Origin of the sequence: Pseudomonas inefficax, assembly GCF_900277125.1 — a bacterium.
Taxonomy (GTDB): Bacteria; Pseudomonadota; Gammaproteobacteria; order Pseudomonadales; family Pseudomonadaceae; genus Aquipseudomonas; species Aquipseudomonas inefficax.
The window spans coordinates 13,218-37,839 of record NZ_OPYN01000167.1 but is presented as its reverse complement, the minus strand read 5'-3'; the positions used below and the strand labels follow the sequence as shown (position 1 = coordinate 37,839).

Genomic DNA, 24,622 nt, shown 5'->3' with positions numbered 1-24,622 from the left:
AAGGAGCCACCACTCAATGAGCTACGACGATAGCCGCCATTTGAAAGACCGGGAGATTAAGTCCCGTTACGACGAGGACACCTACGAGGCTGTCAGGGCGGTTGCAAAGCTTCACCGCCTTCAACCAGCTGTGTTCGTGCGCATGTGTGTAGAGGAGAAGCTCGCTCTGCTGATTGCTCAGGATGATAACGAGACTGCGCACACGGCCTGAAGGCCCGCAAGGGGGACTCATGGCCGAAACGTTGATTTGTCACGGCCTCGAGGAGCGCTTCTACCGAAAGCTTGAAGAGATGGCGATGAAAGCCGGGGTGACCCCCGAGCAGTACGCCGTCCAGTTAGTACGGGAAAGCCTCCTCGAGAAAACGAGGCCTAAAGGCGCCGGGAAGCTCCGGCATCTGCCTCGGCCTTAAAAGTCCCTGAAAAGGGAAGGCCTGACTACAGGCAGAGCAACCGGAATGGCGTCATTTTTTCCGCGCATGCGCGGATCGGTGCCCATGGGCTTCGCACTATCACGGTACGAACCCCGGGCACAAAAAAACCGCCTGGCGGGGCGGTTTCTTCTAATACTGCTTCGAGGACGATTATGCATACCTCCTTCCCTCATGTACAGGCCCTCTCCAGGGCTGCGCCACAAAATGCGAACCACGATTTCGTGGCGCGCACGATGTCGTCGCGAGAGATCGCTAGCTTGACTGGCAAGCGTCACGCCAACGTCAAGCGTGACATTGTTGCCATGCTTGCCGAACTGAAAGCAGATGTACTCAGTTTTGAGCACATCTACTTGGACGGGCAGAACCGCGAGCAGGTCGAGTATTTGCTTGACCGCGAGCACACCGACTGCTTGCTGACCGGGTATAGCGCTGGACTGCGCATGAAGGTGATTCGTCGCTGGCGAGAGCTGGAAGGCCAGTCTGAAGCCCACCAGGCCGTGATGGCAAACGGCACCAAGGTGATCGGCGAAATCGCCATCATGGAGTGCTTCACGCGCCTCCTGAAGCCGGCCGCGTCTTGCCAGATGCAGATGCTGACCAAGATCGCCGAGAACAACGGCCTCGATCCGAAGTTCCTGCCCAGCTATGCAGTGGATGCGCCGGCTGACGCAACTGGTGGCAGTTCGTTGCCGACCAAGGCCCTGACCACCTTGCTCAAGGACAACGGTATCCGCATGTCGCCCGCGTCGTTCAACAAGGGCCTGCAGCAAGCCGGCGTGCTCAAGCTCATGCAGCGCAAGAACTCCAAGCAGGAGACGGTCACGTTCTGGGCCATCACTGACAAGGGGCTGCGCTATGGCAAGAACCTGACCAGCCCTCAATGCCCGCGCGAAACCCAGCCGCACTGGTACGTCGACCGCTTCGCCGACCTGGCCAGCCTGGTCGTCTCTGGAGGTGGGGCATGACTCCCGACCAATACGATCAGATTGAAGAGCTCTTCGACCGTGTGATCGAGGAAAAAATGGCGTATTTGAGGCATGCCCAGAGGGCTGAACGCGCCCTTGATGTGTTCCGGGCTCTTGCTCTGTGGGGTGGGGTCATCGTCGCCGGGTTTGTCTTGCAGTTGGGTATCTCAGCATGAGCATGGAACTGATGGTCAAGGCCATGAAGACCAAGGTCGGCAATCCGCTGCGCAAGCTGGTGCTCATCAAACTGGCCGACAACGCGAGCGACCAGGGAGAATGCTGGCCGTCGTATCAGCACATCGCCGATCAATGCGAAATCAGCAAGCGCTCGGTCATGAACCACATCAGCACCCTGTGCGGTGCCGGCCTGTTGCGCAAAGAAATCCGCAAGGGTGGTCCTAAGGGTAACTCCTCGAACGTCTACTACCTGACGTTGAGTGGTGCAGCAGATTCACTAGGGGTAGTGCAGGAAATTCACCAAGGTAGTGCAGCAGGTTCACCCCCTAGTGCAGCAGATTCACTAGGGGGTAGTGCAGGAGCTGCACCCAGAACCAGTCACTCTTTTGAATCAGTAAAGGAACCAGTCACTGAACCAGTTGCGACCCAGGCTGAAGCCGTGGTCGCGGAGGGTATCGTGCTTCCGTTTACGGCTCAGCAGCCGCGCTGCGAGATCCCGGCCGATATGCCAGGGCCGAAGGAACAGTCCTGCAAAACGTTCAAGGCTTGGGCGAACTATGCCATGGCCTACCGCAAGCGCTACCACGCATGGCCGGTATGGAACGCCAAAGCAGGCGGGCAGGTTGGCCAACTGATCAGCCGTCTCGGCATCGATGTCGCTCACCATGTAGCCGCGTACTTCCTGACCATCAACGACGCGCGCTTGATCAACGGTTGCCACAACCTTGGCGACCTGCTGGCCAAAGCTGAGGCCTACCACACCCAGTGGGTGACCAACCGCCAGATGAACGCCACGACTGCCCGCCAACAGGAACAGACCCAGGCGAACATGAACGCGGCCCAGGAAGCGGCTGACGCGATCCGCAATCGTCAGAGGGGTAAGCGCAATGCTTTCCTCTGACCAACAAGCCGAGCTGGCCGTGGCCATCTGCGCAACTGCCGAGGCAATGGGGCAGGTGATTAGCGCGGGAGGCGCTGAGTTGATCGCTGAGGATCTTTCGGCCTATGAGCCTGGCGTGATCATTGGCGCACTGCGTGCGTGCCGGAGAGAGCCAGCTGGGCGCCTTTCGCTCGGTATGGTCCTCAAGCACATCCACGCGGCTGACACTCGCCCGGGCAAGGATGAGGCGTGGTCGATCGCCCTGGCGGCAAGTGACGAGCATGAGACGGTCGTGCTCACCACTGAAATCCGCCAGGCCATGATCGCGTCCGAGCCAATCCTTGAAGCCGGCGACAAGGTCGGCGCCCGGATGGCCTTCATGAGCGCCTACGAGCGCCTGGTCAGCTTCGCGCGGGCCGAGGACCAGCCGGCCAAGTGGGAGGTTTCGCTGGGTTACGACCAGGGCCGTCGCGTCACTGCGATTGAGTCGGCAGTCCGCGCTCAGCTCATCACCCACGAAACCGGTGCTAAGTACCTGGCCGACCTGCGCATCGCACCCATTACCCAAGACGGCCAAGCTATTGCCGGCCTGCTCACTGGTGAAGTGCGCCCGTACGCTGGTTCCAAGACCCGCGAAAAGCTCGCCGAGGTGCGCTGCATCCTCGAGGCGGCGAAGGCCAAGAAAGACCGCCAGCGCGCCAAAGAAGAACAGCGCCGTCGCATCGAAACCTATCTGCGTAAACGGCAAACACGCGTCGCCATTGCTCAGTTGAACATCAAGCGCGCCGGGCAGCCGGCTGGGGAGGGGGTGTGAGCCTATTCAAAAGAGATCTCCTGATTCGCAGTCAGGTGGATAACGCGCTTTTATTCCTCGGCGGCTGGTACCTGAGCTGGGACTTTTACTCCAGCAGCCCACACACCGGCTTGCGCGCTCACGCGCTCTACTCGAAGGCCCGGGGCCTGGTTGAGCATGACCGCGCGCTCATCAAATCGATGGATCGTCTAGAGGGCCGCGCTCATGGCTGACAAAATCAGCGTAAACAGCAAGGCCAAGCTGTCCGAGGCCGTGACCATGCTGACCCGCATGTTCCGCGACAAGAAGTTCGTCGTGGTCACCATGCGTCCGGGCAAGGATCGCACCCTGGATCAGAACGCTCTGTGGTTCGCCATGTACGACCGAATCGCCAAGAGCACCGAGATGGGCGACATCGAGGATGTGCGCCGGTACTGCAAGCTGCACTTCGGCGTGCCGATCATGCGCGCCGGCTGCGATGAGTTCCGCACCGGCTGGGCCGAGTCGTTCATCCACCTGCCGTATGAGGTGAAGCTTCGCCTAATGGGGCCGTGCGCGATGTTCGGGCCGGATGGCTTCCCGGTGACCCGGCTGTTCGACCGGGCCCAGGGCTGCCAGTTCACCGACTGCATCTTGGCCGAGTTCGCGCCACAGGGTGTTGTGTTCAGTGACCTGTTGAGCGAGGAGGCGGCATGACACTGGCCAAGGAGATCAAACCGAAGAAGTGTAAGGCCCCAGGTTGCGGCAAACCCTTCAAGCCGACCATGACCACGCAGAAGGTGTGCAGCATCGCCTGCGCGCTGGCCATGTCCAAGGACTCGAAGGTGCAGAAGATCGCGGCCAAGGCCATTACCAAGCAGGCCCGCCAGGACCTGCAGGAGCGCCGGGAGAAGCTGAAGACCCGCCGCGAACACATGGCCGAGGCGCAGACCGCGTTCAACGCCTACATCCGTGAGCGCGACGCCGGCCTGCCGTGCATTAGCTGCGACTCGTTGCCGAGCGACCACGACCTCATCACCGGCAGCCGCTGGGACGCCGGCCATTACCGGTCGGTGGGAGCCTGTCCGGAGCTGCGCTTCGAGCCGCTGAACGTCCACCGTCAGTGCGTGAAGTGCAACCGGAACCTGTCGGGCAACGCGGTCGAGTACCGCATCCGCTTGGTGAAGCGCATTGGCGCCGAAGCTGTGGAATTCCTCGAAGGGCCTCATAAGCCCCAGCGCCTGACCATCGAAGACCTGCAGGCCATCAAGGCGCTGTACAGGCAAAAACTCAAAGACCTCCGGAGGGCAGCAGCATGAACTTGACACCAACCGACAGCGGCCAGCTGCTGATCCTGGCCATGGTCATCTTCGGCGGCTACGCGCTCGCACGTGCGGCAGCCATCAAGGCCAAGCGCAAGCGTGAGGAGGGCGGCCCATGCAACTGAACAGCGCGCGCCAAGCGTGGCATGACTGCCTCTACACGGCCTGGGATAGCCAAGGCGCATTCATCGAACAGCTGGGCCTTTTGGGCACCATGGTCCAGACCACGGAGAAGCAGCGGAAGGCGAGCCATGCTGTGCACCAGGCCCTGGCCGGTGGTGTGCAGGCGGCCATCTTCAAGCTGCCCGGCAGTCTGCGCGCCTTCGGCAACTTCATGTATGCCCCGCAGAGCGGCGACAACGAGCGCGAGGTGGCCGAGGAGTGCGTGTTCTCGCTGGCAATGGCCAGGTCGGGCCGTATGACCGCGGCCAAGCGCGAGCGCTGTGAGTACGTAGCCAAGGGCGTGATGTTCCGTTACCGCCGCATGCACCAGGGCGGGCAGTCATCGGCGCAGGACCCGTTTGAAAGCCCGGAGTGGTTCAAGCGCTGGATCGACGATGTGTACGGCGTGACGCTTCCCTCATGCGCCTGGGCCAGGGACTGGGAGCCATTCGTGCAGATCTGCTTCGAGGTTTGCGAGGACATCGACAAGCGTGCGCTGTCGCCGGTGGCGGCCGCAATCTACAAAATGAAAGAGGCCGCATGAGGGCCTATTGCGTTCCCGCACGCGTAGTGGCAGTATTTGCCCATTGTTAGAGTTTTGCCTTTGGCAAATACCACCAAAAACCCGGCCATTGCGCCGGGTTTCCTATTTGGCGTGCGCTATTCGATCCCCATAGATTTGGTGATCAGCGACGCACCTACAGCCAGGAACTGGTCAACGAGCTTCGAGGTCGTCGCTTTAGCCCCTTCGGACGACGCCTTTCGCAATTTTTCGCCCAGCGTGTCACTGCCAATCTCTGGCTGATCTACATGCTTCATCGATTTAAGCCCAGCTGCAGAAAGGGTATACCGCGAACTGATGCGGCCGGCTCGCTGAGACAGGTAACCCTCTTCAGCGAGCCAGTAGGCTGAGTGATCAATAAAATTGCTCAATTCCCTCCAGCCTGATGTGTAGATCACGCCACCAGTTTCATCTCTTGTTGGCTCCTCATTGCTCAGCCCAAGTGCTTTTGGACACAAAAAGACAGGCTCAGGAAACTTCGAGTAAAGCGTTGAGAGGATAAGGGCGGTGATCTCGTCAAAGCGCTCAATATTTGATTTTTCCATTGCTCAGCTCGTCGTCTAAATGTGCGAATCACGATAGCACGCAGCCATGGTTTTACTCTCATCGCACTTGCCCGGTCCCTAAATAGGGCCTCACCCCCGGGCCTTTTCTTCTAGGAACCATTCATGGCCGAACCAGCAAGCACGACTGCCGGCGTCCTGCTGGTGAAGTACGGCGTGATCATTGGCGGCTTCGCAGGAGCGATCCTCTCGCTGACCTTCCTGCGGGGCCTCACCCGGGGCCAGGCGGTCGCAGCCTTCTTCACCGGGTTTACCTCGGCAGTTTTCTGCACCCCGTTGGCAATAAGTTTCTTCAAGCTTGAAGCCGGCGGAGAAACCCAATACGGCGTGGCCTTTCTGATAGGCCTTCTGGCAATGAACATCATCCCGGTGCTGAAGTCGCTCGTGGGTCAGTTCGGAGCCAAGGGAGCTACCTGATGAGCTCGACCCTGATTTCAGTCCTGATCGGCGCCAATGCCTTCCTGAGCGTGCTGGTGGTGATCGCCGCGTGCGACTACCTGCGCCGGATCAGGCCAATGGATGCGCCACTGCTGGCCGTCGCGTTCTACCTGGTGGCCATTGGGGCATTCGGTGCGTTCGTCCTGGCCATGAACGGCCACGTGCCCACCCTGTACGGCGTAATCCTCAAGCTGGGGATCGTCCTGTATGCGGTAGCCCGGCGCGGCCATGTGTTCCAGCCGGGGTAGGACTCCACAAATTCGATATGCGCCGTTTCGTGGCGCGAGAGGACTCCATGAGCAACGTCACGCGAATTCGCCATGAGCTTCCTGTCAGCATGGATATCGTCCATGCGGTGGCCGAGTTCGATGCCGCTCTGGTGAAAGCGATTGTTGCGGCCAAGGAAGCCGGGCTTCCTCAGGGGTTGCTCGCTGCCATCCTGCACGGCCACGCTCATGCCGAGACGCACAGGATGGTGATCACGTGAGGATCTGCTATTGGCTTCGTGCACCTTTCGCAAAATCGACGGCGGCAGTAATAGCTGCTCTTGCTTGAGGGCTATTTCTCCAGCACGTAGATCCCAATGCGGCAGATGCTCGCGCCAAGATGTCGGTAACATCGGCTCTGCCCAGTTCGGCTAATGATTCGATACCCATCTGCTCAAGTCTGACGATGACCGTCGGGCCTACGCCCTTGAGTTCCAATAGTGCAGCACGTTCCTTCGGTGGAAATGGCATCAGTGAAATCCCTATCTGATCAATGGTGCTCTGCAAGATTGCCTCATGTTGATAGTCGGTGCCACAAGCGGCTGGAGGCTAAGCACTTTGGCTAGACCACTTCCGCCGGCAGACCTGATCGAATCCATGTGGCTCACACTACGCCCGGCTACCGGTGTGTGGGATTGGGTGCAGAGCGAGATCCTTGCAGACACCGGTAGCATCCATAACCCAGACCATGCTCACCTGATGGACGCCAACATTGGCGTGCTATGGGCGTCCAGCGGGTTCGCCAAGCAAGGGCGGGTCGTCCTTGGCCAGGCCGAGCAGCTGATGTTCCGCGCTGGCGGATGGCAGAAGGCCCGGCAAGAGCAGCAGATGCGGGAGTGGTTCGGCGAGGAGCCGGACTACCTCATCACCCTGGCCGCCGACTACTGCTCCCAGTGCACCGATGCTGAGTTCTGCGCCCTGGTCGAGCACGAGCTGTACCACATCGCCCAGACGACCGATGAGTTCGGCGCACCCAAGTTCACCCAGGACGGGATGCCCAAGCTCTACCTGCGTGGCCACGACGTCGAAGAGTTCGTCGGGGTGGTGAGGCGCTACGGTGCCAGCGACGACGTACAGCAGCTGATCGATGCTGCAAGCCGGCCGCCAGAGGTGGCCAAGATCAACATTTCGAGGGCCTGCGGAACCTGTCTACTGAAGTCGGCCTGATTTTTGGACAGGTTTGGACGGATGAACGCCTATGGCAGCCCTATCAAGTGAGGTGAAGGTTTTCGTAATTCAGGCCTTGGCCTGCTTCGATACGCCTTCCCAGGTGGCCGAGTCGGTCCAAAAGGAATTCGGCTTGACCATCACCCGGCAGCAGATCGAGTCGCACGACCCCACGAAGGTCTCTGGGAAGGGGTTGGCCGCCAAGTGGAAGCAGCTGTTCGAAGACACTCGCAAGCGTTTCCGCGAAGACATTACTGAGATTCCCATCGCCAACAAGGCCTACCGTTTGCGCGGCCTCAATCGGATGGCTGACAAAGCCGAAGGGATGCGGAACCTGACCCTGACGGCCCAACTGTACGAGCAGGCGGCCAAGGAATGCGGCGATATGTACGTCAACCGCAAGATCGAACCCGACAAGCCCCTGGGCTCCCAGGCGGACCAGCAGCACGCAGTTGCTGAGTACAAGCTGGAGCCAGACGAAGGTGTCCCGACTACCCCGTACCTATGACCCGCCGGTGAAGCTGACGCCGAAGCAGGCGAACATCTACGTTTGGGGCTTTCAGCCTGAGGCACGCTTCCGTGATGCGGTGTGCGGGCGTCGATTCGGCAAGACCTTCCTCGGCAAGGCAGAGATGCGCCGCGCGGCCCGATTGGCTGCGGAGTGGGGCGTGAGCGTCGAGGACGAGATCTGGTATGGCGCGCCGACGTTCAAGCAGGCCAAGCGGGTCTTCTGGCGCCGCCTGAAGCAGGCCATCCCAGAAGCCTGGCGCGCAGCTCGACCGAACGAGACCGAGTGCTCGATCACCCTGAAGTCCGGCCACATCATGCGTGTGGTCGGCCTGGACAATTACGACAACTTGCGGGGCTCCGGCCTGTTCTTCGTCCTGGTGGACGAATGGGCGGACTGCCCGTGGGCAGCCTGGGAAGAAGTGCTCAGGCCAATGCTCTCGACTTGCCAGTACACGATTCCTCAGACCGGCGAGTCGAGAAAGGGCGGGCACGCGCTGCGGATCGGGACCCCGAAGGGCTTCAACCACTGCTACGACACCTACCGCGACGGACAGCCGGGCGGCGAGCCGGATCACAAGAGCTGGCAGTACACCTCGCTGCAGGGCGGCAACGTCCCGGCCGATGAACTGGACGCTGCCCGCCGCAAGATGGACCCGCGCACGTTCCGTCAGGAATACGAGGCCGGCTTCGAGAACTACGCCGGAGTCGTGTACTACACCTTCGACCGGGCCGAGTGTCGCACCAGTGAGCGCATCAGGCCGGGCGAGGCCGTGCACATCGGCATGGACTTCAACGTCATGAAGATGGCCGCGGTCGTGTACGTGGTCCGGGACGGCCTGCCGCTGGCGCTGGATGAGTTCCACTCGGTGCGGGATACGCCCGAGATGATCGAGAAGATCAAGGTTCGCTTCTCTGGCCACAGCGTCTCCGTGTACCCAGACGCTAGTGGCCAGAACACCAGTAGCAAGAACGCTAGCGAATCGGACCTGTCCCTGCTCAAGAAGGCCGGCTTCACCGTGGTGGTCGACTCACAGAACCCCGGCGTGAAGGATCGCATCAACGCGGTCAACGCCATGTTCCTCAACACCTACGGTGAGCGGCGCCTGAAGGTCAACATCGACCAATGCCCGCAGCTTACCCAGTGCTTGGAGCGGCAGACCTACACCGATAAGGGTGAACCGGACAAGGACCCCAAGAAAGGGCACGACCACATGAACGACGCCGCCGGATACTTCATCGCCAAGCGGTTCCCGATCAAGACTCAGTCCGCCGGCACCCGCCGCATCGGAGGTTTGGCGTAATGCCTGTTCAATCCACCAACCCAGACTACGACGCTCACATCGAAGAGTGGCGGATGATGGATGACGCCCTGGAGGGCGAGGGCGCTATCAAGCGCAGTCCGCGCAACCTGCCAAAGCCCAGCGGCATGACCGAGGCCGAGAAGTTGGATGGCGCCGGCAATGCCTACCTGTACCAGAACTACACCGCCCGGGCCCAATACGAACACTGGGTGCGGGATTCGCTGCGCTCAATGATGGGCCTGGTCTCGCGATTGATACCCGAGGTGAAGCTGCCTGCGGGCCTGAAGAGGCTGGAGGACAACGCTACGGCCGATGGCTTCGGCCTTAGCCAGCTGTTCCTGCGGATCGTGCGCCAGGCTATTTCCCACGGCCGGGTGCCGCTGGTGGTCAACATTGATGACGCGGGCCAGCCATACTTCGCCACTTATGCGGTTCGCAACGCCATCAACTGGGACACCGCCGACCAAGGTGGTCGCCAGGACCTGGTGCTGTCGGTGTTCCGCGAGTTCAGGCGCAAGGAGCAGGATCGCTACAGCCACGAATACGAGACGGTCTACCGCGAGTTCTACATAGATGGCTCAGTCTGTCGCACCGGTGTGCGTAACGAGGCCGGCGAGCTGATTGAGGACGACCGCCCTCTGGGCACCGTCGACGGCAGCAACAACCTGGTGCGCGGCCTGGGCTACATCCCCGTCATCTACTGCGGCTCCACCGACAACTCGCCCGATGTGGACGAAATCCCTCTGCTGACCATGGCCCGGGCCGCGCTGAAGTCGTACCAGCTGAGTGCTGACTACTTCACCGCGCTGCACCAGACCAGTCACCCGCAGCCGTGGGTATCTGGTCTGGACGAGAGCGTGGAACTCAGCGTCACCGGCCCATCGGCGGCCTGGGACCTTGGCCCAAGCGGATCGTGCGGCTACCTCGAGTTCCAGGGTGCCGGCATCCAGGCCGTCCGCACCGCGATGGAAGACCAGAAGAACGCGGCCCTTGAGGCTGGCGCCAAGGTCATGGACGTTTCCGGTACGGAGTCGGGCGAGGCCCGCAAGACACGCCAGAATGACCAGCACGCCACGCTACATAGTATTGTCATTACCGCCGCGGCCGGCATCGAGCAGGCCCTGCGATACGCAGCTGAGTGGACGGGCTACAACCCGGACGAAGTCGCGTTCAAGGTCAAGCCGGAGTTTGTGATGCCGGTAGTAGATGCCCAAGTATTGGCCGAGCTGCAGAAGAGCGTCATGGCCGGCACCATCAGCGCCGAGACCTACTGGCAGTATCTGACCACTGGAAAGCTTCCCGAGCACCCCTACGACGAAGAGGCCGAACTGATCGGCGACGATCACGGCACTGGCGGCGTGAACTTGGATAAAGAAGATGGCGACGAAACCGCAGCAAACAGCGGACGAGAAGCTGCTGGAGCAGGTCAGCCGCCACTCGGTGCTGCTTGAGCGGCTCAAGGCTGGCGAGGTTAAGAAGTTTGAGACCTATCTGCGTCGCGCTGACGCCCATGTCCGCGACCAACTCACCCGCAAGGAACTGACCACCTACAGCCGCAGCCGGCTTGAGGAGTTTCTTGGCCGGGTGGGCGGCGAGTTGCTGGAAATCTACAAGGCCTTCAGCGACCGGATGCAGTCCGACCTGGTGGATATTGCGCAGTACGAGGCTGCATTCGAGGGGCGCAGCCTGGCCAAGGCTCTGCTGATCGATGCGGTCATGCCAGCGGACTCCCTGATCCGGGCAGCGATCAACACGCAGCCCCTGCAGGTGGCCGGTGTGGATGGCGGCAAGCTGCTCAAGCCCTTCCTGAGTGGGTGGACACGTACTGAAGCGGACAGGGTAACCAATGCCATCCGGATGGGGGTCGTGCAAGGCCAGAGCAACGCCGAAATCACCCAGGCCGTGCGGGGCACCGCAGCGCAGAACTTCACGGACGGCGTGCTGGCAGTCACGAACCGGAGCGCCCGGGCGGTCGTCCAGACCGCAGTCCAGCATGTCGCCACCACGGCGCGTATGGAAACCCTCAAGGCGAACGCCGAGGTGGTGCCGGGCTATCGCATCGTCGCCACTCTGGACCGGAAGACCAGCGTGCAGTGCCGGAGCCTGGATGGCCGCGAGTACGAGATAGGCAAGGGGCCTGTGCCGCCGTTTCACATCCACTGCCGAACCACCATCACGCCGATTACCAGGTTGTCGGCGCTGTTCGGGGAGGGTGCCACAAGGGCAGCAGTGGGCGCGGATGGCGGCGGGCAGGTCTCGGCAAGCCTCAGCTACTACCAGTGGCTCAAAACGCAGCCAGCGGCGTTCCAGGACGCCGCGCTGGGACCGGTGCGCGGCAAGCTGTTCCGTGATGGCGGCCTGACTGCTGAGCGCTTTGCCACGTTGCAGTTGGATAAGAACTTCAAGCCTTTGACGTTGGATCAACTGAAGGCGGTAGAGCCCTTAGCCTTCTCCGAGGCAGGACTCTAGTACTCATCGGGATCTGTCTGGCACTTGATGCGATCCAGCCGGTAGTTATCGATTTCTCTAAAGAAAAAGCTTGGCCAGTCATAAGCCTCTTTGCTTATCTCATTGTTCACTGCCAGCCGTTCCTCCTCTGATTTGGCTGACATGACCATGCGAATCGAATCAGCTGCCATCACTGCAGCGAGCCCAAGACGCAATGGGGCGTTCACTGACAGATCTTGCGCGGCGGCGATAGCTTGTTCGCCTGCTCGATAGTACTCATCGTAATTCATCTCTGGATTAATAGTCTTGCTGTACCACTCCGCCTTGCGAGCAAGGAACCTCCCTGCTTTTTCGCGAAGTTTGGCCTCCTGCTCGTCAATGCGTTTTACGCACGACTGGATCAACGCCTGCCTGAGCGATCTATCACTTGAGTACCAGGTTAGGCCCGTGCCGACCAAAGCCACGAATGCCGCGAGAACAGCAGCAAAGATTGCTTCGCCCGCGCGGCTTTTGTGTTTTTCAGGTTCGGGTAGGCGGGTTCTAAGTCTCCGACGCATTTGTCTCGTTCCTTCTCAATCCAAAGCTTGCTTCCCCCGGTTTGAGGGAGGAGCACCATTTTTCCCATCTCGCTAAGCGGGTCAACTAATCCCAAGGGGATAATTACATGCCTTTCGACTTCGATCCGGCCGCCCACGGCCTCACCCTCGACGATGCTCAAGCCGCAGCCCTCAAGGAGGCGCTGGGCGGCAAGGTGCAGGAATATGTGGACAGGGAGGTTTCTGGACTCAAGTCCAAAAACACTGAGCTGATCGGCTCCAACAAGACCATCAAGGCTGAACTGGACAAGCTGAAAGGCCAGTTCGACGGTCTGGATATCGAAGCGGTCAAGGGCCTGCTGGCAAAGGCCGGCCAAGATGAAGAGACCAAGCTGATCGCCGAGGGCAAGCTGGACGAGGTCATCAGCCGCCGCACCGAGCGCCTGCGCACCGACCTGGACAAGCAGGTCAAGGCAGCCAACGAGCGTGCGGACAAGGCCGAAGCCTTCGCCGCCAAGTACAGCGACAAGGTGCTGGCTGATTCCATCCGCGCTGCCGCCATCAAGGCCGGTGCGCTGCCCGAGGCTGCCGAGGACATCATCCTTCGCGCCCGCGGCACCTTCAAGCTGAGCGAAGACGGCGAGCCTGTCGCAACCGACCGTGCCGGCGAAGTCGTGTACGGGAAGGACGGCAAGACCCCGCTGTCTCCCCTCGAATGGGCGGAATCGCTGCGCGAGACCGCTACCCACCTGTGGCCAAGGGCTCAGGGTGCCGGGCAGACCGGCGACAACGGTGGCAAGGCCACGAAGAAATGGGGCGAGTACACCGAGACCGAGCGCGCTGCGATGGCTCGTGACAACCCCGACGCATTCAAAAAACTCCAAGCCACCCGAGGGACCTAACCCATGGCATCTACCCAACTGTCGGACATCTTCGTTTCCGACTACTACGGCACCTTGGAGCCGGTGAACTCCCCCGAGAAGACCGCCGTCTTCGAATCGGGCATCATCACCCGCTCTGCCACCCTGGACGACATTGCCAAGAACGGCCAGGGCACTTCCGAGATCAGCTACTGGCAGGATCTCGACGCCGAAGAAGCGCCGAACATTTCCAACGATGACCCTGACGACCAGGGCGAGCTTGGCAAGGCCGAGCAGGGCAGCATGCGTGCCCGGACCCTGTACCTCAACAAAGGCTACGGCGTCTCCGACCTGGCTGCCGAGCTGGCCAACTCCGAGCCGATGCAGCACATCCGCAACCGCTTCGGCACTTACTGGACCCGCCAGTGGCAGCGCTATTTGATGGGCGCCGGCCGCGGCATCATCGCGGCCAACATCGCCCAGAACGGTGGCGACATGGTCAAGGACTCGGGCGCCTCGATCAGCGCTAATGCCTTCCAGGATGCCGCTTTCACCGCCGGCGACGCCGCCGACATGTTCGCCGCCATCGGCGTGCACTCGGTCGTCATGAACCAGATGGTGAAGCAGGACATGATCGAGTATCTGCGCGACTCGCAGGGCAAGATCATCCTGGCGACCTACCTGGGCAAACCGGTATTCATGGACGACGCCCTGACTTACGCGCCGGGCCAGTACCTGTCGCTGTTCTTCGGCCAGGGTGCTTTCGGCTACGGCGAAGGCGATCCGACCAAGCCCGTCGAGCTGGAGCGCAAACCAGGCGGCGGCAACGGTGGCGGCGCCGAGGTTCTGTGGGAGCGCAAGACCTTCATCCTACAACCGGCCGGCTTCAGCTGGCAGGGCAGCGAGAACCGCAACCTCAGCCCGACCGCGGTCCAGTACGCCGCAGCAGCGAACTGGAAGCGCGTCTTCGACCGCAAGCAGGTTCCGTTCGCCGCGGTCATCAGCGGCACCGCCACCCCTTGACCCCATGATGCGGGGCGCCGGCCTGGCGCCCTGCGCAGGAGATCAGCATGAAAGTCATCTACACCAACACCCCGGGCACCGAGCGTGGCACCTGTTACCGCCGCCTGGACCAGTTCTTTGGCGTGATCGATGGCGCTACCTCGGTGTCCGTTCAGGGCGATGCTCCGCACATCGGCGAGGCGTACCAGCGCCAGGGCATCAGCGTCAGCGAGATCGAAGAAGGGCTGCGCTTGGACGGCCCCACCGTCGCTCAATGGATGGCGGAGGGCTACAAGGCGTCGGCTTACCCGCCGAACGGCTATGCCTCGGTCAGTAGTCAGGCGGAGATCGACAAAGCGCTCGAGGACGAGGGCGGCGACGACGAGACCGACCCTCACAAGATGAAGGTCCCTCAGCTGAAGGCCTGGCTGACTGCCCTGGGGATCACCTTCGACCCCACCCTCAACAAGCCAGATCTGCAGGCCCTCATCCCGTCGAAGGAATAAGCCATGACCGACTTCATCACCGTCGCTGATGTTGACCAGGCGCTCGGGCAGGGCTGGGCAGGCGATGGTGATGCGGTCCTCGCCGTTGCCATGGCCAATGCCTGGCTCACGGCCAAGATCAAGCGACCGGTGCCAGACCCGGTGCCGGATGCCATCGTGACTGCCGGCGCGCAGGTGGCCAAGCTGGCTGCGGCCGGCAAGCTCTACAAGGACACCCAGCGCGAGGTGCAGAGCAAGACGGTATCGGCCCAGGCTGGCACTTCGACCAGCAAAACCTATGTCGCGGGCTCCGTCGATCGCTCTACTGGCGAAAATTTCGCCCTGGACCTCATCGCCCCGTGGATACGGCGCACTGGCACCGTGATGCTCAAGAGGATCTAACCCATGGGCATGCGCGATGAAATTCAGGCCGACCTGGCGGAAGCCTTCGATGATCCTGATGGCCTAGCCGACACGGTGAAGCCTGTGGCTGGGTCTCGCACAGTGAAGGGTGGTTACGACCCTGATATCGGCGGTACGGTGCCGGCCTCGACCATCTACTACGTCGGCCGCGGTGTGTTCGGGAGCTATCTGGCCAAGGAGATCGACGGGACCCGCATCCAAACCGAGGATGTGAAGCTGCTGGTGCTCCAAAACGAGATTTTCGAGGGGCAGGCCGGTGCCGCTACCGATGTTCCAGCTGCCCCCAAGATAGGTGACCAGGTGAGTGGGTATCGCGTGCTCAACGTTTACGAGGACCCGGCCCAGGCGACCTGGACCATTCAGCTGAGGAAGTGACATGGCGCGCGGCTCACACATGGCCCAGCGATACGGCGGGCAGCAGGGCGGGTTCGCTGAGGCCATACGGGCCTTCGCAGAACAGGCGGAGCAAGCCCTGGACGCTACCTTCCGCGAGATCGTGATCGAGATCGGCAGCAGCGTCATCCGCATGTCACCAGTAGGCAATCCGGAGCTGTGGGCGGCCAACGTGGCCCACCGGGCCAAGGCCAACAAAGCTGCCGATGACTACGACTTCAAGGTGACGGTCCGCAACACCCTGATCAACCTGAACCAGGACAACTTCACCAAGGCCGGCAAGCTGCGCAAGGGCGTGAAGTACGCGAAGCCCCTGACCAAGACCGAGCGCGAGCAGAACTTCGCTGTGAACGGCCTGGTCGCAGGCCAGGGCTATGTGGGCGGGCGTTTCCGGGGAAACTGGCAGTTCTCCATTGATTCGCCGGCAACCGAAGAGCTCGATCGAATCGACCCGTCGGGCAGTGAAGCCATTACCGCGCTCATCACCCAGGTACAGGCGCTGACCATAGGCCAGACAGCGTACATCGTGAACAACCTGCCGTACGCTATCCCGCTGGAGTACGGGCACTCATCGCAGGCCCCGGCCGGCATGGTCAGGGTGACCCTGGCCAACTTCCAACGCATCGTCGACGAAGCCATCAGGAACAACAGCGTATGAGCCAAGCAAAGGCCCGGCAGGCTATCGAGATCAAGCTGATGGCCTGGGCCACGGCGCGCCCGATCCGGGTCGCGAACTTCCAGCAGGCCTTCGAAGCTCAACCAGGTGAAACCTACCTGCAGGCTTTCCAGCTGCCGGCGGGCACCACCTGTCGCTACCTGGGCGGCGAGGCCTACGAGTACACCGGCGTCTACCAGGTGAGCATCGTTTGCCCGGCGGGCGAGCCTCTGGCTACCGCCGAGAGCCTGGTCGATGAGCTTTCGAGCCTCTTCCGGGTTGATTCGTCGCTCAGCCGCAACGGCTTCGAGGGCCTGATCACCGGACCAGTTGACCAAGGCCCAACCATCACCGAGTCGGCGACCTACACGGTCCCAACTAGCTTCACCTACCGCGGAGTCGCGGAACAACCGCCCGCTGGGGCCTAACCAACCGCCGCCCGGCGGGCAACAACGAGGAAACCTTCATGGCCGCAAAATTCCCGCTGCCGAACGGCTCTGTGCTGGAAATCGCCAGCATTTTTGGCGCCGCCGTCGCCTTCACCGCTCTGACCAATGCCTTGCCGCCGGTGGCCACCGCTGCCGGTCACGACATCGAGAATGGCGATGTCCTGCTGGTCAGCTCCGGTTGGGCACTCATCGCCGACCGTGCCGTCAGCGCCGCAAACGTGGCCGCCGACACGTTCGCCTTGAAAGGCCTCAACACCACCAACGTGGACAAGTACACACCTGGTGCTGGCGTAGGCTCGGTCCTGCCTGTGACCGCCTGGGCGCAGATTTCCAAGGTGACTGCATTCACTTCGGCTGGCGGTGAGCAGCAATACCTCACTGTGGGGTATCTGGAGGATGACGATGACCGTCAGTTCCCGACCAACCGCAACCCGATCACCTTGTCGATCACCGTCGAGGACCAGCCGAGCGCCGCCTATGTTGCCCTGGTCGAGAACTACGGCGACAGCAAGGAACTCGCGGTAGTGCGCCTCAAGCTGCCAGGGGGCGACCAGATCCTCTACCCTGGCTACGTCAGCATCACCACCACCCCGACCATGGACCGGAACAGCCTCATGACGCGCACCATCAGCATCGCACTCTCGGGCCGTCCCGTTCGCATCCTGGCCGTCGCGTAGGGAGGCCTCATGGCGAAGATCAAGATCGCGCAAAATCCCACTTTCGCTGCCATAGTGCTGGTTCCGCGCATTGGCGCCGAGCCGGCTTCCGTGCAATTCCAGTTCCGCTACATGGACCGCGTGGCCCTGTCCGCAATGTTCGACCGCTGGAACAAGGCGCGCGACGCCTGGGCGGAGAAGGCCCAAAAGGACGGCGCGACTTGGGAGGAGGTCACCACCGGTGAAATCGCCCTGCAGACCGAGCAGCTGGGCGATATCGTCACAGGCTGGGACTTGGAGGACGAGTTCAGCGCCGAGGCCATCGCCGACCTGGTGCGCACCTGCACCGGCGCACCGAAGGCAGTAATCGACGCCTACCAAGCCGCCTACAGTCCGGCCCGCTTGGGAAACTGAGGGCGGCGGCCCGGGCTTGCTACGAGCGCGGTCCGTCCGCCGAGCAACTGGCAGTGCTGGGCCTGACCCCTGACGACATCGAGGAGGAGGTGGTGGAGATCTGGCCAGACGCATGGTCAGCCTTCCGCCTGTTCGATGCCCTGGGCACGCAGTGGCGGGTGGCTTCGCGCGGCCCGTCCGGCCTGGACTACACCGCCATCCCCGCAACCGCCTCAATGCTCGGCATCAAGCGCCGCGACCTCAACGACATTTTCCCAGATCTCCGCGTCATGGAGGTTGAGGCCTTGGCCGTAATGACCGAATTCAACGCCGCATAGTAGAGCCGCGAAGCGGCCGTCGATCACCGAAAATACCTTCGTATAGGGGGTGTAAACAGCCTATAAGCATGCTACAACGTAATTGCGCAGCCTAAAGATTCTGTTTAGGAGGCCGAAAAATCGTTGCGATAGCCAATCGGCGGGATAGCCGAATTCCATCGGAATTAGCAGTGACACTTGACGTCAGAGTAGATACTATTCGCGCCGATTACGTACCTTTGGTACGCCGGTGAACGGAAAAAACACCGGAATTTTGGCTCATACAGAGCCCATGGCGGTACGCATGAAGCCCGCCACGAAGGAGAGAAACAATGTCCGCACTTCTGCAAACTCGCCCAAAATTTGACGTTCCACGTCGTAAAAAAGACGTCGTAGAGCCTCGTCCTGAGTTTGGAAAGCATGAAGAGCAGGTGGACCAGGCCTTCGCGATCACCTTTGAGCGCTACGAGCGCGCCATCGAAGAGCTGGCGAAGCGATAATCAATGCCAGCCAGGTGTAAAGGACTACTCTACCTAAGCTGTGAGGACCTGATCCTCATCAACGAGCGGCTGATCAAAATGAAGACCCCGGGAGAAATCTGCGGGGTCCTCAGTCAGGCAAGTCTCGAAACGGCTCAGCAAAGCATTGGACTGCATCGGTATTTCGCTCAGACGGAAGACGTCATAACACTGGCTTCCGTGCTATTCGAAAGCCTGGCTCGAAACCACCCGTTCCATAACGCCAACAAGCGCACCGCAGTGGTAGCCACATCGATCTTCATGCTGATGAACGGTTATGAGCTCACTGCGCCCGGTGACGATCTAGTCGAGATCGCGGTAGCCGTTGTCACGCACGTGGTCGACAGGGAGACTCTCGAAGACTTCCTATATCACTGGCACAGGCCGATAGACGAACTGGAGGCTCTCGGAAACGATAGTCTCAGGCGGCTAATTGACCGAACCATGATTGGTTAGAGCCCAGCTACCGCGCTGGGTTTTTACATTTAAGGGGCTCTGAGCCCCTGCATATTCAACCCGCTTAGGCGGGTTTTTTATTGCTCGGAGAAAAGCATGACGACCATCGCGTCCCTTGGCTTGCAGATCGACTCCGGTGATGCCGTCGAGGCCAAGGACAACCTCGATCAGCTGACGGACGCCGGCAAGCGCAGTGAGGAGTCGGCTGGACGAACCGGGCGAGCCTGGGAGACTGCCCTGGGCAGCCTGCAGGGTGACACCCGGCAGATCGTTCAGGAGCTGCAGGCGCTCAACGGCAAGCAGACCGAGTTGGCTCAGCAGATGGCCACTGTGGGGCGCGCCGTCACCAGCGCCTCCACGGCGTTCAGCAGCGCCGCCGCCAACATGGGCGCGTTCCGCACCGAAGCTGCACAGGCGGGCAAGGTACAAGAGGCGCTCACCAATGCTACGGATGCCGGTGCCCAGGCCGGCCGGCGCGCTGCCGAATCCGCTGACGAGCAGCAGGCCAGGATTATGGCCGTGGCCAAGGCGTCGCTGGAGGCCAGCCAGTACGTTCAGTCGCTCAACCGGGCGACCGAGCACTCCGCTGAGGTCACCGCCCAGGCAAATGCTGTGCTGTCCGACAGCGTAAGCCGTCAGGCGGCCATCAACAGCCGGGCTCAGGCCCTGATTGCCACGGAAGAGCGCCAGGCGGAGGCGGCGAAGAAGGCTACCGGCGCGCATAGGGAAGAGGGGCAGGCGCTCGAGGAGCTGCTGGGCAAGATTGATCCAACCGTCGCGGCCATGGGCCGGCTGGACCAGATGGAGCAGAAGCTGAAGGGCTTCCGCACCAGTGGCGCGCTCGATGCGGAGACCTTCGGCGAGTACCAGGCGAAAATCGACCAGACGCGCACCGCATTGAGCGGCGCCGATGTTGCGCTGAACAAGACGGGTATGTCTGCCAAGGCCACCGCAGCAGCTCTGCGCGGCGTACCGGCGCAGTTCACCGACATCGTGGTGTCCTTGCAGGGTGGCCAGGCCCCGCTCCAGGTATTGCTGCAGCAGGGCGGGCAGCTCAAGGACATGTTCGGCGGCGTAGGCCCGGCCGTTAAGGCCCTCGGTGGCTACGTCATGGGGTTGGTGAACCCATTCACTGTCGCAGCGGCGGCGGCTGGGGTGCTGAGCTACGCCTACTACAAAGGTTCTGAAGAGGCGGATGCCTACAATAATGCATTGACCTTGACGGGAAGCTCCGCTGGTCTGACTGCAGACCAGTTGGGGGCTTTGGCCAAGCAGGTGAGCGCGACTGTTGGAACAACCGGCGCCGCTGCTTCGGTTTTGGCCAGCCTTGCCAGCAGCGGCAAAATTGCTGGTGACAGCTTCATGGATGTAGCGCAAGCGTCCGTATCGATGGAGGAGGCAACGGGTAGGGCAGTTTCCGACACCATTGCCGAATTTGTGAAGCTCGCGGATGACCCAGTGAAGGCTTCGGCCGCGCTGAACACGCAGTACAACTACCTCACGAGTTCGGTGTACTCGCAGATTGCCGCGCTCGAGCAGCAGGGAAGGCACGCAGACGCAGTCAAGCTCGCCACCGAAGCTTTCGCAGACACGATTAACGAGCGCACCCCGAAGATCATCGAAAACCTGAGTTGGTGGGAGCAGGGCTACAACGCTGTCGCCAAGGCAGCGGATACCCTGAAAAACATCGGTCGATCGAGCATCGATGATGATATTGCTCGTATGGAAGCGAACCTGGCTGGCGCTCAGCGCGGAGATGTGGGGGGCTTCCAGAATCAGCAAGAAATGGTCACGTTCTATACCGACCAACTTCAGTTCCTGAAGGACAAGAAAGCAGCACAAGAAGATATCGCTGTATTCGACCGCCAGGAGGCGGAGGCCAACGAGAAGACCATCAAGGCCATGGACAAGGTCGATGCCTTAGAGAAGTCGGCCTGGACCAATTCCAAGAAACGCAGCGAGGCCCTCAAGGAATACGAGCGGTCGCTGGATATCATCAGGAAGAAAGATCCAGCGGATTCTCGACTCAATCCTGAGACTGTAGCAAGGATCCGCAGCAACATCGCCGAGCAGTACAAAGACCCAGCCGGCCGGACTGCATCTGTCGACCTCTCCGGGTTCAACGAACAGAAAAACGCGCTGAGCGCCATCTTGGCCGAGTACAAGAATCACCAGAAGGAACTGGACGCGGCGCAGAAGGCGGGGCTTATCTCCCAAGAGTCCTATGCCTCCCAGCGCGCAGCGATAATCAAGCAGCAGAAGGGCGAGATCACCAACGCCTACGAGGCCGAGATCAAGGCCTTGGAGGAGGCCAAGGGGCGGAGCAGCACCAGCGCTCAGCAGAGAATCCAGTTGGATCAGAAGATCGCCGATGCTCGGGCGGCTATGGTCAAGGCGCAGAAGGACGCCGACACCGAGCTTTCGATGCTGGCGACCAATGAGCAGGGGCGTCTAGCTAAGCAAGCCCGGGCTGTGCAGACCTACACCGACGCCCTCGACCAGCAGGTCCAGGCGCTGAGGTTGCAGGGGCAGCGCGCCGCCGATGGCTTGGGGCTGGGTGACCGCCAGCGCAGCTTGCAGGATCAGCAGAACGGCATCACCGATCGGATGAACCAGCAGCGTCTGGACCTGGCCAACCAATATGGCGACGGCTCCCGTGGCATGAGCCTCGATGAGTACAACCAAAAGCTGGCGGCCCTGAGCAAGACCGAAAAGGACCTGCAGGAAACCACCATCGCCAACTACGACCAGATGACCGCCGCGCAGGGGGATTGGCGCAAGGGGGCGTCGTCGGCCTTCCAGAACTACCTGGATCAAGCGCGGGATGTTGCGGGGCAGACGAAGACCCTGTACAGCAACGCCTTCAGCTCGATGGAAGATGCTGTCGTGAACTTCGCCATGACCGGTAAATTCTCGTTCACTGACTTCACCAAGTCGATACTTGCGGACATGGTGAGAATCGAGACACAGCGCGCAGCGTCTGGTTTGCTAAGCAGTTTGGCCGGCTGGGGTGCTACGGCAGCCTCTGCGTGGTTCGGCAGCGGAACGACGTCCGCAGGATCGACCCAGGCCGGGTACAGCCCGGAGATCATGGACAACTTCGTCTCCGGTCAGCGCGCTGGTGGTGGTCCGGTAGCAGCCAACTCGCTCTACCAGGTCAACGAGCTTGGGCCAGAGCTGCTGAACCAGGGGGGTAAGACCTATCTGATGATGGGGGAGCAGGGCGGTACCATCACCCCGCTCGGCACTGGGCCTGCTTCAAACCTAACTACCATGAGCACTTCGGGCACGATGATCAGCGTGTCGGCACCGGTCAACGTGGCCGTCGCGGATCGAAGTGACGAAGGCATGGAGCTCGACCAGACGCTGCTTCAGCAAAACATGCAGAAGCAGATGCAGCTCGCTGCCGAGAAGGCTGTTGCAGATTCTTGGCGACCCGGCGGCGTGAGCTACCGGAACACCAAAGGAGGGCGCTGATGGCCATCGAGACGTTCAGCTGGCCGACGCATCGCGGCGAAGCACCAGACATCACTTACCGGGTCCGCGAGTCCAGGTTTGGCGGCGGGTACCGTCAGGTGGCGGGCGACGGCCCCAACAACAAGGAGGACAGCTACCCAATCACCGTAACCGGCACGAAGGCCCAGGTCCGCAAGATCATGGAGTTTTTCGACCGGCACGGCGGTGCTAAGGCCTTCTTGTGGTCTACACCGCTCGGCGATCTGGGGCTGTTCACCTGCGCCGACCCCAAGCCCACGCCCGTGGGGGGCGGTCGATTCAAGGTCTCCGCCACCTTCAAGCGGGCTTTCCACCCGTAGGGAGCATGCATGTCACTGATCAAGGACATCCAAACCCTGGAGCCAGGCAACGAAGTTCTGCTGTTTGAGCTGGATGGCTCGGACTTTGGTGCTGATGTTCTGCGCTTCCACGGGCACGCGATACCGCACACACCGGAGGACCTTGCGGCAGCTGGTGCGAACGCCGACCAGCTCCCGGCCAAGTCGATCTGGTGGCAGGGCAACGAGTACGGTGCCTGGCCCATGCAGATCGAAGGTATCGAAGCAAACTCGGACGGTACCGCAGTGCGCCCAACGCTGACGGTTGGCAACGTCAACGGAAGGATCACGGCGCTGTGCGTGGCCTTCGACAATCTGCTCGAGTTCAAGCTGACCATGCGCCACACGATGGCGCGTTACCTGGATGCGGTGAATTTTCCGGCAGGTAACCCGAAGGCCGACCCAACCGAGGAAGCCATCGAGGTCTGGTACATCGATCAGAAGGTGTCGGAGAACGGCAAGACGGTGGCCTGGGAGTTGGCCAGCCCCGGTGATGTCGGCGGGGAGACGATCGGCCGGCAGATGACCCAGCTTTGCCACTGGGCAATGACCGCCGGCTACCGCGGCCCCAACTGCGGATACACCGGGCCTTACTTCGACCTCGACGGCAACCCCACGGATGACCCGGCCAAGGACCAGTGCAATGGTTGCCTGGACTCTGGCTGCACCGTTCGGTTTGGCCAGGGCAACCAACTGCCCTTTGGCGGTTTCCCGGCCGTTTCCCTCATCGCACGGAACTGACCATGCGCAAACACATCTTGGCCGCCGTGCAAGCGCACGCCGCGGCTGAATACCCGCGGGAGTGCTGCGGGCTGCTCATCGCTGTGGGGCGCGCTCAGCGGTACTTCCCGTGTGACAACACCGCTGCGGATCCTGCAGAGGAGTTCCGCATCTCGCCGGAGCAGTACGCTGCGGCCGAAGACCTGGGTGAGGTGATCGGCATCGTGCACTCGCATCCAGATGCCACCAGCAGGCCGTCACCCCGTGACCTGGCCATGTGCGAAGCCACTGGGCTGCCCTGGTACATCCTGTCCTGGCCGGAGGGTGACCTGCGCACTGTCACTCCCACCGGTCACGCACCGCTGCTTGGGCGGCCGTTCGTGCACGGCGCCTGGGACTGCTGGCAGGTCTGCGCGGACTGGTACAAACGGGAGTGGGGCCTGGATTTCCCGGCCTATACCCGGGAGGAGGGATGGTGGGAGCAGGCGGACGGCCCGAGCCTTTACGAGCAGGCCTACGAGTCCGCCGGGTTCTACCAGGTTAGCCAGCCTCAGCGCGGCGACATGATCGTCATGGCCGTTGGCCGAACGGCTCACCCGAACCACGCGGGCATCTACCTGGGCGTCGACGCGCAGCTGCCCGGTGAGGACGGACAGGTCTTCGGACCTGGGCCTTTTATGCTGCACCACCTGCTGGGGCGGCCATCAGAAATCGTCGTGTTTGGCGGGCCTTGGCTCGACCGGACGCGCCTTGTGTTGCGTCATCGCGACGTGAAGTGAAGCGGCAATGCCGTTGGAGAAAAGATGCAGAAAAATGATCCGTATGTACCGGTTATCGTTTGGCGCCGGCGTTTCGTCACTCCACCAGACCGTGAGCCCGATGTAGTAGATGTGCAGCAAGGGCGCGCTGAATACCTGCTTAGCGGCCCTTACCGCCTTACCGAAGGCGCCAGGGTAGAGGTC

37 protein-coding genes are annotated in these 24,622 nt (G+C 61.4%); 34 read left to right on the top strand and 3 right to left on the bottom strand.

Annotated features, from left to right (window positions below; translation table 11 throughout):
* The first annotated feature begins 16 nt into the window (after positions 1–16).
* From JV551A3_RS20290 to JV551A3_RS20250, 10 genes are all read left to right on the top strand, one after another.
* Positions 17–211: a hypothetical protein gene (locus JV551A3_RS20290; protein ID WP_085598710.1), complete on the top strand. Its 195-nt coding sequence runs from the start codon at positions 17–19 to the stop codon at positions 209–211.
* 19 nt (positions 212–230) lie between these two features.
* Positions 231–410, top strand: coding sequence for a hypothetical protein (locus JV551A3_RS20285; RefSeq protein ID WP_133973782.1), 180 nt, complete (start codon positions 231–233; stop codon positions 408–410).
* A gap of 254 nt (positions 411–664) precedes the next feature.
* Positions 665–1,396, top strand: a complete 732-nt coding sequence (locus JV551A3_RS20280) for a Rha family transcriptional regulator (RefSeq protein WP_133973866.1) — start codon at positions 665–667, stop codon at positions 1,394–1,396.
* Entirely contained in the window at positions 1,393–1,572 is a 180-nt protein-coding gene (locus JV551A3_RS20275; protein ID WP_133973780.1) for a hypothetical protein, read from the top strand. The genes JV551A3_RS20280 and JV551A3_RS20275 overlap by 4 nt, the downstream gene beginning before the upstream one ends.
* Positions 1,569–2,474 carry a helix-turn-helix domain-containing protein gene (locus JV551A3_RS20270; RefSeq protein WP_133973778.1) on the top strand — a complete coding sequence of 302 codons (906 nt, stop codon included), beginning with the start codon at positions 1,569–1,571 and terminating at the stop codon, positions 2,472–2,474. The genes JV551A3_RS20275 and JV551A3_RS20270 overlap by 4 nt, the downstream gene beginning before the upstream one ends.
* The gene (locus JV551A3_RS20265) at positions 2,461–3,267 is read left to right on the top strand and encodes a hypothetical protein (RefSeq protein WP_133973776.1); all 807 of its coding nucleotides are present in this window, start codon (positions 2,461–2,463) and stop codon (positions 3,265–3,267) included. The genes JV551A3_RS20270 and JV551A3_RS20265 overlap by 14 nt, the downstream gene beginning before the upstream one ends.
* Before the next feature lie 204 nt (positions 3,268–3,471).
* Positions 3,472–3,942, top strand: coding sequence for a NinB/YbcN family protein (locus tag JV551A3_RS20260; RefSeq protein WP_133973773.1), 471 nt, complete (start codon positions 3,472–3,474; stop codon positions 3,940–3,942).
* Positions 3,939–4,544 carry a recombination protein NinG gene (locus JV551A3_RS20255; RefSeq protein ID WP_133973771.1) on the top strand — a complete coding sequence of 202 codons (606 nt, stop codon included), beginning with the start codon at positions 3,939–3,941 and terminating at the stop codon, positions 4,542–4,544. Before JV551A3_RS20260 ends, JV551A3_RS20255 begins: the two co-directional genes overlap by 4 nt.
* Complete coding sequence (locus JV551A3_RS31205) at positions 4,541–4,672, top strand: hypothetical protein (RefSeq protein ID WP_256660806.1); 132 nt, start codon at positions 4,541–4,543, stop codon at positions 4,670–4,672. The genes JV551A3_RS20255 and JV551A3_RS31205 overlap by 4 nt, the downstream gene beginning before the upstream one ends.
* Positions 4,663–5,253, top strand: a complete 591-nt coding sequence (locus JV551A3_RS20250; RefSeq protein WP_133973769.1) for a hypothetical protein — start codon at positions 4,663–4,665, stop codon at positions 5,251–5,253. Before JV551A3_RS31205 ends, JV551A3_RS20250 begins: the two co-directional genes overlap by 10 nt.
* 116 nt (positions 5,254–5,369) lie before the next feature.
* Here JV551A3_RS20250 and JV551A3_RS20245 read toward each other — a convergent pair whose 3' ends face one another.
* Positions 5,370–5,816: a hypothetical protein gene (locus JV551A3_RS20245; RefSeq protein WP_133973767.1), complete on the bottom strand. Its 447-nt coding sequence runs from the start codon at positions 5,814–5,816 to the stop codon at positions 5,370–5,372.
* A 123-nt stretch (positions 5,817–5,939) separates the two neighbouring features.
* On the opposite strand from JV551A3_RS20245, the gene JV551A3_RS20240 reads away from it, so the two are divergent.
* Genes JV551A3_RS20240 through JV551A3_RS20230 form a run of 3 tightly spaced genes read left to right on the top strand, consistent with a single transcriptional unit; the run spans position 5,940 to position 6,759 of the window.
* The gene (locus JV551A3_RS20240; RefSeq protein ID WP_064314657.1) at positions 5,940–6,251 is read left to right on the top strand and encodes a hypothetical protein; all 312 of its coding nucleotides are present in this window, start codon (positions 5,940–5,942) and stop codon (positions 6,249–6,251) included.
* Positions 6,251–6,520: a hypothetical protein gene (locus JV551A3_RS20235; protein WP_054572370.1), complete on the top strand. Its 270-nt coding sequence runs from the start codon at positions 6,251–6,253 to the stop codon at positions 6,518–6,520. Before JV551A3_RS20240 ends, JV551A3_RS20235 begins: the two co-directional genes overlap by 1 nt.
* A 47-nt stretch (positions 6,521–6,567) precedes the next feature.
* Positions 6,568–6,759 (top strand): hypothetical protein, encoded by a 192-nt coding sequence (locus JV551A3_RS20230; RefSeq protein ID WP_133973765.1) that lies wholly within the window; start codon positions 6,568–6,570, stop codon positions 6,757–6,759.
* A 7-nt stretch (positions 6,760–6,766) separates the two neighbouring features.
* Here the strand turns inward: JV551A3_RS20230 and JV551A3_RS20225 are convergent, their stop codons facing one another.
* Positions 6,767–7,009 (bottom strand): helix-hairpin-helix domain-containing protein, encoded by a 243-nt coding sequence (locus tag JV551A3_RS20225; RefSeq protein ID WP_133973864.1) that lies wholly within the window; start codon positions 7,007–7,009, stop codon positions 6,767–6,769.
* An 87-nt stretch (positions 7,010–7,096) separates the two neighbouring features.
* Between JV551A3_RS20225 and JV551A3_RS20220 the strand changes: the two genes are divergently transcribed.
* Genes JV551A3_RS20220 through JV551A3_RS20200 form a run of 5 tightly spaced genes read left to right on the top strand, consistent with a single transcriptional unit; the run spans position 7,097 to position 11,985 of the window.
* Entirely contained in the window at positions 7,097–7,705 is a 609-nt protein-coding gene (locus JV551A3_RS20220) for a putative metallopeptidase (protein WP_235874617.1), read from the top strand.
* Positions 7,706–7,736: 31 nt separating this feature from the next.
* The gene (locus JV551A3_RS20215) at positions 7,737–8,213 is read left to right on the top strand and encodes a DUF2280 domain-containing protein (RefSeq protein ID WP_133973763.1); all 477 of its coding nucleotides are present in this window, start codon (positions 7,737–7,739) and stop codon (positions 8,211–8,213) included.
* Complete coding sequence (locus JV551A3_RS20210) at positions 8,188–9,516, top strand: phage terminase large subunit family protein (RefSeq protein WP_133973761.1); 1,329 nt, start codon at positions 8,188–8,190, stop codon at positions 9,514–9,516. The genes JV551A3_RS20215 and JV551A3_RS20210 overlap by 26 nt, the downstream gene beginning before the upstream one ends.
* The gene (locus JV551A3_RS20205; protein WP_133973759.1) at positions 9,516–10,967 is read left to right on the top strand and encodes a DUF4055 domain-containing protein; all 1,452 of its coding nucleotides are present in this window, start codon (positions 9,516–9,518) and stop codon (positions 10,965–10,967) included. Before JV551A3_RS20210 ends, JV551A3_RS20205 begins: the two co-directional genes overlap by 1 nt.
* Positions 10,894–11,985: a minor capsid protein gene (locus tag JV551A3_RS20200; RefSeq protein WP_133973757.1), complete on the top strand. Its 1,092-nt coding sequence runs from the start codon at positions 10,894–10,896 to the stop codon at positions 11,983–11,985. Before JV551A3_RS20205 ends, JV551A3_RS20200 begins: the two co-directional genes overlap by 74 nt.
* Here the strand turns inward: JV551A3_RS20200 and JV551A3_RS20195 are convergent.
* Entirely contained in the window at positions 11,982–12,521 is a 540-nt protein-coding gene (locus JV551A3_RS20195) for a hypothetical protein (protein WP_133973755.1), read from the bottom strand. The genes JV551A3_RS20200 and JV551A3_RS20195 overlap by 4 nt on opposite strands.
* Positions 12,522–12,628: 107 nt before the next feature.
* Here JV551A3_RS20195 and JV551A3_RS20190 point away from each other — a divergent pair, with 107 nt between their 5' ends.
* From JV551A3_RS20190 to JV551A3_RS20120, 16 genes are all read left to right on the top strand, one after another.
* Entirely contained in the window at positions 12,629–13,402 is a 774-nt protein-coding gene (locus tag JV551A3_RS20190) for a hypothetical protein (protein WP_133973753.1), read from the top strand.
* 3 nt (positions 13,403–13,405) lie between these two features.
* Positions 13,406–14,383 carry a major capsid protein gene (locus tag JV551A3_RS20185; RefSeq protein WP_133973751.1) on the top strand — a complete coding sequence of 326 codons (978 nt, stop codon included), beginning with the start codon at positions 13,406–13,408 and terminating at the stop codon, positions 14,381–14,383.
* Between the two features lie 47 nt (positions 14,384–14,430).
* Positions 14,431–14,868, top strand: coding sequence for a HeH/LEM domain-containing protein (locus JV551A3_RS20180; RefSeq protein ID WP_133973749.1), 438 nt, complete (start codon positions 14,431–14,433; stop codon positions 14,866–14,868).
* A gap of 3 nt (positions 14,869–14,871) precedes the next feature.
* Positions 14,872–15,249: a hypothetical protein gene (locus JV551A3_RS20175; protein ID WP_133973747.1), complete on the top strand. Its 378-nt coding sequence runs from the start codon at positions 14,872–14,874 to the stop codon at positions 15,247–15,249.
* Positions 15,250–15,252: 3 nt separating this feature from the next.
* Positions 15,253–15,645 carry a hypothetical protein gene (locus JV551A3_RS20170; RefSeq protein ID WP_133973745.1) on the top strand — a complete coding sequence of 131 codons (393 nt, stop codon included), beginning with the start codon at positions 15,253–15,255 and terminating at the stop codon, positions 15,643–15,645.
* Position 15,646: 1 nt separating this feature from the next.
* A complete protein-coding gene (locus JV551A3_RS20165) occupies positions 15,647–16,321 on the top strand; it encodes a hypothetical protein (protein WP_133973743.1) in 675 nt (224 codons plus the stop codon).
* Positions 16,318–16,746, top strand: coding sequence for a phage tail terminator-like protein (locus tag JV551A3_RS20160; RefSeq protein WP_133973741.1), 429 nt, complete (start codon positions 16,318–16,320; stop codon positions 16,744–16,746). Before JV551A3_RS20165 ends, JV551A3_RS20160 begins: the two co-directional genes overlap by 4 nt.
* Before the next feature lie 38 nt (positions 16,747–16,784).
* The gene (locus JV551A3_RS20155; protein WP_133973739.1) at positions 16,785–17,444 is read left to right on the top strand and encodes a phage tail protein; all 660 of its coding nucleotides are present in this window, start codon (positions 16,785–16,787) and stop codon (positions 17,442–17,444) included.
* A 9-nt stretch (positions 17,445–17,453) separates the two neighbouring features.
* Positions 17,454–17,837, top strand: a complete 384-nt coding sequence (locus JV551A3_RS20150; RefSeq protein WP_133973737.1) for a phage tail assembly chaperone — start codon at positions 17,454–17,456, stop codon at positions 17,835–17,837.
* Positions 17,838–17,890: 53 nt separating this feature from the next.
* The gene (locus JV551A3_RS20145) at positions 17,891–18,154 is read left to right on the top strand and encodes a DUF1799 domain-containing protein (protein WP_133973735.1); all 264 of its coding nucleotides are present in this window, start codon (positions 17,891–17,893) and stop codon (positions 18,152–18,154) included.
* A gap of 311 nt (positions 18,155–18,465) precedes the next feature.
* The gene (locus JV551A3_RS30735; protein WP_166674277.1) at positions 18,466–18,633 is read left to right on the top strand and encodes a hypothetical protein; all 168 of its coding nucleotides are present in this window, start codon (positions 18,466–18,468) and stop codon (positions 18,631–18,633) included.
* A 3-nt stretch (positions 18,634–18,636) separates the two neighbouring features.
* Positions 18,637–19,107, top strand: a complete 471-nt coding sequence (locus JV551A3_RS31450) for a type II toxin-antitoxin system death-on-curing family toxin (protein ID WP_133973733.1) — start codon at positions 18,637–18,639, stop codon at positions 19,105–19,107.
* A gap of 96 nt (positions 19,108–19,203) precedes the next feature.
* A complete protein-coding gene (locus JV551A3_RS20135; protein WP_133973731.1) occupies positions 19,204–22,584 on the top strand; it encodes a phage tail tape measure protein in 3,381 nt (1,126 codons plus the stop codon).
* Positions 22,584–22,922, top strand: a complete 339-nt coding sequence (locus JV551A3_RS20130) for a phage tail protein (protein ID WP_133973729.1) — start codon at positions 22,584–22,586, stop codon at positions 22,920–22,922. Before JV551A3_RS20135 ends, JV551A3_RS20130 begins: the two co-directional genes overlap by 1 nt.
* A 9-nt stretch (positions 22,923–22,931) precedes the next feature.
* Positions 22,932–23,681 carry a phage minor tail protein L gene (locus tag JV551A3_RS20125; protein ID WP_133973727.1) on the top strand — a complete coding sequence of 250 codons (750 nt, stop codon included), beginning with the start codon at positions 22,932–22,934 and terminating at the stop codon, positions 23,679–23,681.
* A 2-nt stretch (positions 23,682–23,683) separates the two neighbouring features.
* The gene (locus JV551A3_RS20120) at positions 23,684–24,439 is read left to right on the top strand and encodes a C40 family peptidase (protein ID WP_133973725.1); all 756 of its coding nucleotides are present in this window, start codon (positions 23,684–23,686) and stop codon (positions 24,437–24,439) included.
* The last annotated feature ends 183 nt before the right edge of the window (positions 24,440–24,622 follow it).